Origin of the sequence: Paenarthrobacter sp. Z7-10 (assembly GCF_026932795.1) — a bacterium.
Taxonomy (GTDB): domain Bacteria; phylum Actinomycetota; class Actinomycetes; order Actinomycetales; family Micrococcaceae; genus Arthrobacter_M.
In genome coordinates this window covers 1-7,192 of the sequence record NZ_JADPVH010000098.1, presented here as the reverse complement: position 1 = coordinate 7,192, position 7,192 = coordinate 1, and the positions used below count along the sequence as shown (strand labels likewise).

Sequence of the window (7,192 nt, the reverse complement as noted above, 5' to 3'; positions counted from 1 at the left end):
CGGAGGCCCGCAAGTGCGGGCCTCCGGTTTCCCGGGGCAGGCTCTAGGAACCGGTCAACAACGCGCAACTACACACCCCTCCGGCATCCGCGCCAACCGCACCAACCGGTACCGATCCATCCAGCCAGCCAGCTGGCTAACTGTGTAAGGATCGTTTCACGAGGCCTTTGAGGACGTTATGGGTCCGCTGCATTTCGCCGTGTTTGGCGCCCAGGACGATGACGGTGCCAGCGAAGAACGGGATCGTCCACTGCAGGATCTTGAGTTGCCGTTGGGCTGATGCCAGTTCCTTGGAGCTGCCCGGGCCCGGCTCGGTGGCGCCTTCGGCGCCTTCACCGGCGAGCTGCTCCACTTTCCTGCCCAAGATCCCCGTGTACAGGGTAAGTGCGGCACCGGTGAGAGTGACAGCCGTTTTATACGCGGTGAGCCGGGTACCACCATCCTGGCTGGCGATGCGTTCCTTGTTTTCGTTGATCACCGCCAGTCCGGCAACGACGTGCCCGATCAGTGCTGCGCCCTGAACGGGGGCCCACCGTTTCCATCCCAAAGCCGAGAGACGGGTACGTTCGGTGGAATCCTTGGCCTGCCCGGTGGCCCCGTTAAGGCCAACGGCGCCCATCAGGGAACCGCCGAACCAGGCCGCTGCAGTCAAGTCATGGATGGATCGGGCGATGAGGTTAGCCATGATGGTTTCCTTCTCTCAAAATTTGGAAGTACTACATTGACGTGAGGCTGCGAAGACCCTCACCTTCCGGGACAACCCTCTCCGTAACATTGTGGTCCATTAAAGATCTGACGCTGCACTGCGGTTTCGAAAGTTCCGACCAAGGAAGTAACCCAGGGCGATCATGCCAATACCCAGGAACAGGTGCAGCCAATTATCGGTGTTGAGGGGAACAAAGTTTGCTCCGGAGTCCATGTTGCCAGTGAACAGCCCGTAGAGCCACAGCACGAGGTAAATCCCTCCGCCCCAGATCAGGTAGTTCCGGGCACCGGAACCGCTGAGCGTGGCCTTTATCCCGAATATGGTTGGGGCGGGACGGCGGGGATAGCTTTTATGTCAGCAGGAACGCCTTGCTGCACCGGTAATCCCTCTTCCGCTATCGATGGGCGGGCGGCCGCTTGTCTCGGTCCGTCTGCCTGGGTCCACTGCTGGGATCCTTGGGCCGGGTGGGCCCTCGGATTGGTGTCCGTGGCGGGGATGTCCCTTATCAATTCTTTGAGCAGTAACCGCAGTTCCGCGGATGCGTCGGCGTTCTCGAGCGACAGGTCGTTCACGGCTTTCTGAGCATCTTGCAGCGCTTCCCGGCCGGCGTCGGTGAGCGCGACTTTGGTGCTGCGCCGATCGAACACTCCCTTGTTCCTGGTGATGAATCCTTCGTTTTCCAAGCCCTGAAGAATTTTGCCGACTGTTTGCGCCCGAATTCTGAGGCTGCCGGCCAGGGCTGCTTGAGATAGCGGACCGGCCGCGTTGAGGGATATCAGGGCTGTAAATGACGACATGGTCAGGTTCAAGGGCGCCAGGATCTGATTGCCGAGGTATTCCACGTGCCGACCAGCGGTGATCAGCAGCCGTGTGGTGGGCCAGGAATCAAGTTCCGTCGCGCGCTCCGTCGCCGGTCCAGGCGACGCCTTAGGTGTTCGATCCGGACCGGCTCTCACTGATCCACACCCCGGTTCGGTCCAACCGCGATAGTCCCAGGGCCATCCCCGGGAGAGGTTGTCCCGGAGTGGCGTCCCGCCTACCGTGCTTGGTTCCTTCGTCATTCCGTCTCCTGCGCATCGTCCCCTCCGGCGCGGATAGTGCTGCCCAACCTGAGGGCGGGAAAGGTTCGCGTGATCCCAGTGGTCCTGCGTTCCAAAGGGAGGCCCAGCGGCTGCGCCTGAAAGCACACGGTCACAGCCACCGGACATCGTTGTTCAGGACCTAGGCATTTTGCACGTTGTCTTTAGCTTGCGCTGCCCGGTCGGTGACGTCGCCCGCAGCGGACTGACTTTCGTCCTTGACGTGCCCGGCCGCATCGGACACCGTGTTTTTCACGCTTTCCACGGCTTCCTGGGCCGGCTCCTGCAGTTCCTGCGCGACGTCTTTGGCAGCCTCGGCCAGGTGTGAGGTCAAAGGCGCGGCGGCGTCTTTGATGGCCTCGGCGGCTTCACGTTCCTTCTGCGAGGCGGGGATCAGGGAAGCGATGAGCATTCCGGCGCCGAAGGCGATCAGACCCGCTGCCATGGGGTTGCCTTGAGCTTTCGACGCGACCTGGTGTGGGGCGTCACCGATGGCCTCTCCGGTGTCGGAGAGGGTGTCGCCTACTCCGGAAACGGCGGAGTGCGCGGTATTGCCGACGTGATCGGCAGCTCCCATGACACGGTCTTTGAGCCCGGTCACGGCCCCGCGGACGTTTTCCTTGACCTTCTCGGTCTGCCGATCCACGATGTGCGACGGGCTGACCTTATCGGCCAAGGCGTCGACGTTGGCGCTCAGGGCGGCGCGGGTCTGTTCTATGTTGGCTCGCAGGACTTCTGGGTTTTCGCTCATCGTGGTTCCTCGCTTGGTTTCAGAGTTTCGGGGATTTCCTGCAGGGTTTGCGTCGTGTTGGGCAGACCCCTTATAGCCTGCATCTCCTTGCGGCCCCTGGCAGCCAGCACCGCGGCGATGATGCCCCAGATGACGGCGACAATCACCGCGGACCAACCCAGCCCGGTGACGTGAGCGCCGAGCGCCCACCACAGGGCGATGGAGAGGAAGAGCAGGGTCATACGTGCCGCTTCCGAGGCACCGGCCAACAGGCCGGCACCCTTCCCGGCACGGGTGGCTGACTGTTTCAGCTCGACCTTGGCCAGCTCAACTTCCTGGCGCATCAGAGTCGAGACATCACCGGTGACCTGACCGAGCAAGTCGCCCAGGGATGTGGTGGCGGCTCTCTCTTCGGCGGCGGTGTGCGGGATTTCGCTGCTCATCAGTACCGTCCGTTATCCGCGACGGGCTCCGTCGTAGGAGCCAAGTATCCTGCAGATCCGGGCAGGGCTGTCGTGGAAACGGGGGGCTCCCCCGGTGCAAGTGTGGGTTCCGCGTACACGTCTCCGGCGCCGTAGGGCTGAACAGGCACAGGTGCAGGGGCCGGCGAAACAGGCACCACGGGGGCCGATACCGCGCGGTTAGTAGCCCCGCTGCTGGGAGTTCCCGCGCTCAGACCTCTCGTCAGCCGGCCGGCCAGGATGCCGACCCCGGCGGCGAGAGCCAGAAACGCTATGGGACGCTGACGGGCGAAGCCGCGCACTTCCTCAAGCAAAGCCGCGGAATCCCGTCCTTCCAGCCAGGAAGCCACAGAAGCGGACCTGTCCGCCCCCTGGCGCACCAGATCACTGGCCATTCCGCTCTGATCCGAAGAATCAGCCATGGAATGCAGTTCATCAGCGGCAGAGCGCAGACCAGCAGCAAGGCGCTGCTGCTGAGTGTCGGCCTGATCCCCCAATTCCGTGCGCAACTGCGTCAAAAGGTCCTTGGCCTGGGACCCTACTTCGGACACGACCTGAGCCGTCTCATCCTTCACCGTCGCAGCCACGTCGCCTGCAGACTCTGCACTCACATGGGCCACATCCGCCGCCTCAGTCTTGGCAGCCTCCGCAGTGGAGCCCGTCCCGCCAGTTTCCGTGGTGGAGCCGGTCCCGGCTGTCTCCGTGGCGGCCCTGTAGGAGGGGGTCTGCGTATCTGGCGTCAATGGGTTCTCTGTCATCATCACTCTCTTTCGAAGATTTGCTGCTGGTCCGGAACTGAAAATGTTGGCTCCACAGTAAGCATGCTTACGATTATACTGTAACCATGCTTATGATTATATTGTAAGGGTGCTTATCATGCTCTATCGGCCGTCTGTGGGAGCGGAAACGTCCGGCCGCCGCTAGTACCACGCCGACTCCTGAGCTTGAATCCATGGCGTCGTGAGGTGCACACAGATACAACTGAGGAGAAGTTACTATTCATGGGCGCCAATCCCGACGGATCGGCTCCCATCGCCAAGTCAGCGGGCCTTCCGTGGTGGAAGCCCTTAGAAGGAGAACACAGTGGGATTTTTTGCTTTTCTTGTGCTCGGGCTTATCGCCGGAGCCATTGCAAAACTGATACTTCCCGGCCGCCAAGGCGGTGGCATCATCAAGACCATGATTGTGGGAGTCATCGGAGCGCTCCTGGGCGGCTGGCTGGGTGGCCTGGCCTTCGGCGCACACCTGCAGAACTTCTTCTCACTCCAAACCTGGCTGCTCGCTATCGGCGGCTCCATAGTGCTCCTGCTTATCTGGGGACTGATCACCAAACGGCGACACAGGTAACCCCACCCGCACAACACCAAACAGGTCCATGTGGCCACGATTCGGGGCCCGGGCCACCGGTGCCGGACATTGGAGCTGCACACCCTGGCGAATCACATCGACAGCCCTGCAATGCCTCGGAGCGGCGGCCGTCGTAGGCCGCCGCTCCTACGACATATGCCATCACGTGATGGGCAGCCCCTGCTTCCTAGTGTTGGCCGCCGACGTTACCGCCGGGCAGGTTTGCCGGAAAATCACCTGTACCGGTGTCGGAGTCATTTTCACGGTCCTCCATGCTTTTGGTGTCACTTTCTGCGGTTCCATCCGAATCGCCGCCGGTGTCGATGAGGCCATTGGACTGGTCGAAGGGATGCGCAACCGATCCCTCCCCCGTAGGGGTGAGTAGGTGCTAGCCGCCTTCAACAGCGTCATCAGCCGTGATGGGATGACCCGGCGTCGCCGCATAGGCCTGTTCAGGCCGGGCGGGCGCAACAACCACAGGAGCACCCGGTTCCGTCTTTTCGTTCGAATCCTTGCCTGACGCTGCGGCGGCGACTCCTACAGCGGCTGCTGCAGCAGCCAATCCGATACCAGCCGCCACTTTCCCGGATACCCCGGCCTTGCCACTGTCCCCTCGTGACTGGTCGGCATCCCCCACGTCAGGGGTCCCCACGGCCGCGCCATCGCTGATCGTCCCCCGCCAAGCACCGGTGGCATACCCCTCCGCCTCGATAAACGCCTTGAACCGGTCCAGATCACCTTCCGCCTGATGCTCCACCACGTTCAACTTGTCGCCGATCTTCTCCACCAGCCCCTCCGGCTCATAGTCCAGAGACGGATGTATCTGTGTCTGCCCACCGCCCACATCCTCAAAAGATACGGAACCGGCGTTCGTGGCTCCCTCAGTCGCGGCCCAGGCCACCTTACGGTCCGGCACCTGCTCCAGAATTTTGGCCTCCCAATTCCGGCGCACACTGCCGATTTCAGCAACCCATTCCAGCCGGTCATCGCTGAGATGGCTCACGCTTTTCACCCCACCCATGAAGTGGGGGAAGTCTTCGAACTGGGTCCACTGGTTGTACGCAATGCTCACCGGCACGTTCACCAGAATATTTTTCTCGACCTTTGTGCTCACTACGTCTCCTTCAACCGGAACGACAGAAATGACAATAATAGATCGATTGTCAGTGTGCTTACTATACGCCAAGCCCGTTTCCCGGGGTAGCGTTCCCGGATCATGCAGCATTCCGGTGGTCCAATCCAGCGTTTGGGCATCCCGTCCATGCTCGCCGTTCGGCGACGCCTTCAAAAATGGGGGAAAGGGCGGGGAGGTGGCGCGGGCGTCACTGGGGGACGCATACTCTCGGAGCAGGTCCGGACCGTGGCACAGTAGAATCGAGAAAATTCGCGGCTATAGCGCGTCGGACCGGGCAGGCCTAGGCTGTGCGGCACAGGTCAACCACTTGATTTCAGAAGAGTTCGCGACTAGATCTCGTCCAGAGGATGAAACGATGATTCAGATTTCCACACGAACAACAAAGCTGGCTTTGGGCAAACTCGCAGCCATTGGCATCGTCATCTGCCTGGCCACCGCCGGCTGCACCTCGGCCTCCCAATCCGGAGCCGGAGCTCCTTCAGGACCCGGGAGCTTCAGTGCAGATTCTGTCCCCAAAGACGAGAATCTCGCCAGCATGCTTCCCTCAGACATCAAGGCTAAAGGCGCGTTGGATATTGGTACCGGTACCGGATATGCTCCCGCCGAATTCACCGGTGGAAACGACGGCCAGACTTCGATGGGATACGGGATCGATTTTGGCAAGGCGATCGCGGCGACGCTGGGTCTCGAAGCTAAATTCCATGTGGCCGCCTTCCCCAGTATTTTACCGGGGTTAGGGGCAAAATACGACGTGGCGATTGCCTCCTTGGGAATCACCCCGGAGCGTCTCCAAGCCGTTAATATGGTCAGCTACTTTAATGCCGGCGTGCTGTGGGCGGTGCAGAAGGGCAACCCCAAGCATTTCAGTATGGATGATGTTTGCGGCAAGACCGTGGGAGTCCAGACCGGCACGATCGAAGAAGAACCGGACTTAACCAACCGGTCGAAGGCATGCGTCGACGCGGGAAAGACCCCGATTAACGTCATCAGTTTGAAAACTCAAGCCGACGTGACAACGCGGCTGACTAACGGTGGCGTTGATGCGATGCTCGCCGATTCGCCCATCACGTACTACGCCATTTCTCAAACGGGGCAGCAGTTGGAGCCGCTGGGCGACGTCTACGACGCAGCCATTCAAGGCATCGCGGTAGCAAAAAGCGACGTTGAGATGGCTAACCTGGTTGCCAAAGTCATAAACAAACTGATCAAAGACGGGGACTACAAGAAAATCCTGGACACATGGAACAACGCTCCCGGAGCGGTCACCGAAGCTGTCGTTAATCCGAAACCCGGAGCATAGCCATTCGCGACTGCCGGCCTTGGCTACGAACTCGATGAAGGCGATTCCCTGACCTATGACTCGTCGCTGCCGCGCTGGTACCGCAATTCAACGACAACGGACCGCCGTCCTGATTGGCGCTATGACACCCCCATCGTTCTAAGCCGTCAGCCCCCGACAGCAGAGTCCCCTTCGACTGAAAAGAGAGAATCAAATGACGTTTTCCATTGCTGCGCGCTGCCCTAAAAGCGGCATGGTCGGGGTGGCGGTTTCCACCGCAGTGCCCGCCGTCGGTGCTATTTGCACTTTCGGAGCCCCAGGGCTCCTGACATGGTGAGTTAATACGGGTGGGCTCAGGTACGGTTTTTGACCGCGTAGCGCAGGATGAGCTCGGTGTCGGGGTATCGGGTTTGGGTGCTGGTGAGTTGTTCGCAGAGTTCGGCGATCGCCGTTGT

General features: G+C 60.8%; 10 protein-coding genes. 3 read left to right on the top strand and 7 right to left on the bottom strand.

Annotated features, from left to right (window positions below):
* Positions 1–136 precede the first annotated feature (136 nt).
* The 6 genes from IV498_RS18240 to IV498_RS18215 all read right to left on the bottom strand — a co-directional run bounded on the left by IV498_RS18240 (position 137) and on the right by IV498_RS18215 (position 3,737).
* Positions 137–688 (bottom strand): hypothetical protein, encoded by a 552-nt coding sequence (locus IV498_RS18240; protein WP_269048497.1) that lies wholly within the window; start codon positions 686–688, stop codon positions 137–139.
* Positions 689–784: 96 nt separating this feature from the next.
* Positions 785–976 (bottom strand): DUF4383 domain-containing protein, encoded by a 192-nt coding sequence (locus tag IV498_RS18235; RefSeq protein WP_330059880.1) that lies wholly within the window; start codon positions 974–976, stop codon positions 785–787.
* Between the two features lie 38 nt (positions 977–1,014).
* Positions 1,015–1,548, bottom strand: coding sequence for a MarR family winged helix-turn-helix transcriptional regulator (locus tag IV498_RS18230; RefSeq protein ID WP_269048496.1), 534 nt, complete (start codon positions 1,546–1,548; stop codon positions 1,015–1,017).
* Positions 1,549–1,927: 379 nt separating this feature from the next.
* On the bottom strand, positions 1,928–2,536 hold the full coding sequence (locus IV498_RS18225; RefSeq protein WP_269048495.1) for a DUF3618 domain-containing protein: 609 nt from the start codon (positions 2,534–2,536) through the stop codon (positions 1,928–1,930).
* Positions 2,533–2,958, bottom strand: coding sequence for a phage holin family protein (locus IV498_RS18220; protein WP_269048494.1), 426 nt, complete (start codon positions 2,956–2,958; stop codon positions 2,533–2,535). The genes IV498_RS18225 and IV498_RS18220 overlap by 4 nt, the downstream gene beginning before the upstream one ends.
* Entirely contained in the window at positions 2,958–3,737 is a 780-nt protein-coding gene (locus IV498_RS18215; protein WP_269048493.1) for a hypothetical protein, read from the bottom strand. The genes IV498_RS18220 and IV498_RS18215 overlap by 1 nt, the downstream gene beginning before the upstream one ends.
* Before the next feature lie 322 nt (positions 3,738–4,059).
* Here IV498_RS18215 and IV498_RS18210 point away from each other — a divergent pair, with 322 nt between their 5' ends.
* Complete coding sequence (locus IV498_RS18210) at positions 4,060–4,323, top strand: GlsB/YeaQ/YmgE family stress response membrane protein (RefSeq protein ID WP_269048492.1); 264 nt, start codon at positions 4,060–4,062, stop codon at positions 4,321–4,323.
* 388 nt (positions 4,324–4,711) lie between these two features.
* On the opposite strand, the gene IV498_RS18205 is transcribed toward IV498_RS18210, so the two are convergent.
* On the bottom strand, positions 4,712–5,437 hold the full coding sequence (locus IV498_RS18205; RefSeq protein ID WP_269048491.1) for an SRPBCC family protein: 726 nt from the start codon (positions 5,435–5,437) through the stop codon (positions 4,712–4,714).
* Between the two features lie 376 nt (positions 5,438–5,813).
* Here IV498_RS18205 and IV498_RS18200 point away from each other — a divergent pair, with 376 nt between their 5' ends.
* Positions 5,814–6,758, top strand: a complete 945-nt coding sequence (locus tag IV498_RS18200) for an ABC transporter substrate-binding protein (RefSeq protein ID WP_269048490.1) — start codon at positions 5,814–5,816, stop codon at positions 6,756–6,758.
* Positions 6,759–6,951: 193 nt separating this feature from the next.
* A complete protein-coding gene (locus IV498_RS19185; RefSeq protein ID WP_442951385.1) occupies positions 6,952–7,074 on the top strand; it encodes a DUF1028 domain-containing protein in 123 nt (40 codons plus the stop codon).
* The last annotated feature ends 118 nt before the right edge of the window (positions 7,075–7,192 follow it).

Coding starts and splice junctions, on each gene's coding strand:
- IV498_RS18225 (WP_269048495.1), bottom strand. CDS start 2,536: ATGAGCGAAAACCCAGAAGTCCTGCGAGCCAACATAGAACAGACCCGC.
- IV498_RS18220 (WP_269048494.1), bottom strand. CDS start 2,958: ATGAGCAGCGAAATCCCGCACACCGCCGCCGAAGAGAGAGCCGCCACC.
- IV498_RS18215 (WP_269048493.1), bottom strand. CDS start 3,737: ATGATGACAGAGAACCCATTGACGCCAGATACGCAGACCCCCTCCTAC.
- IV498_RS18200 (WP_269048490.1), top strand. CDS start 5,814: ATGATTCAGATTTCCACACGAACAACAAAGCTGGCTTTGGGCAAACTC.
- IV498_RS19185 (WP_442951385.1), top strand. CDS start 6,952: ATGACGTTTTCCATTGCTGCGCGCTGCCCTAAAAGCGGCATGGTCGGG.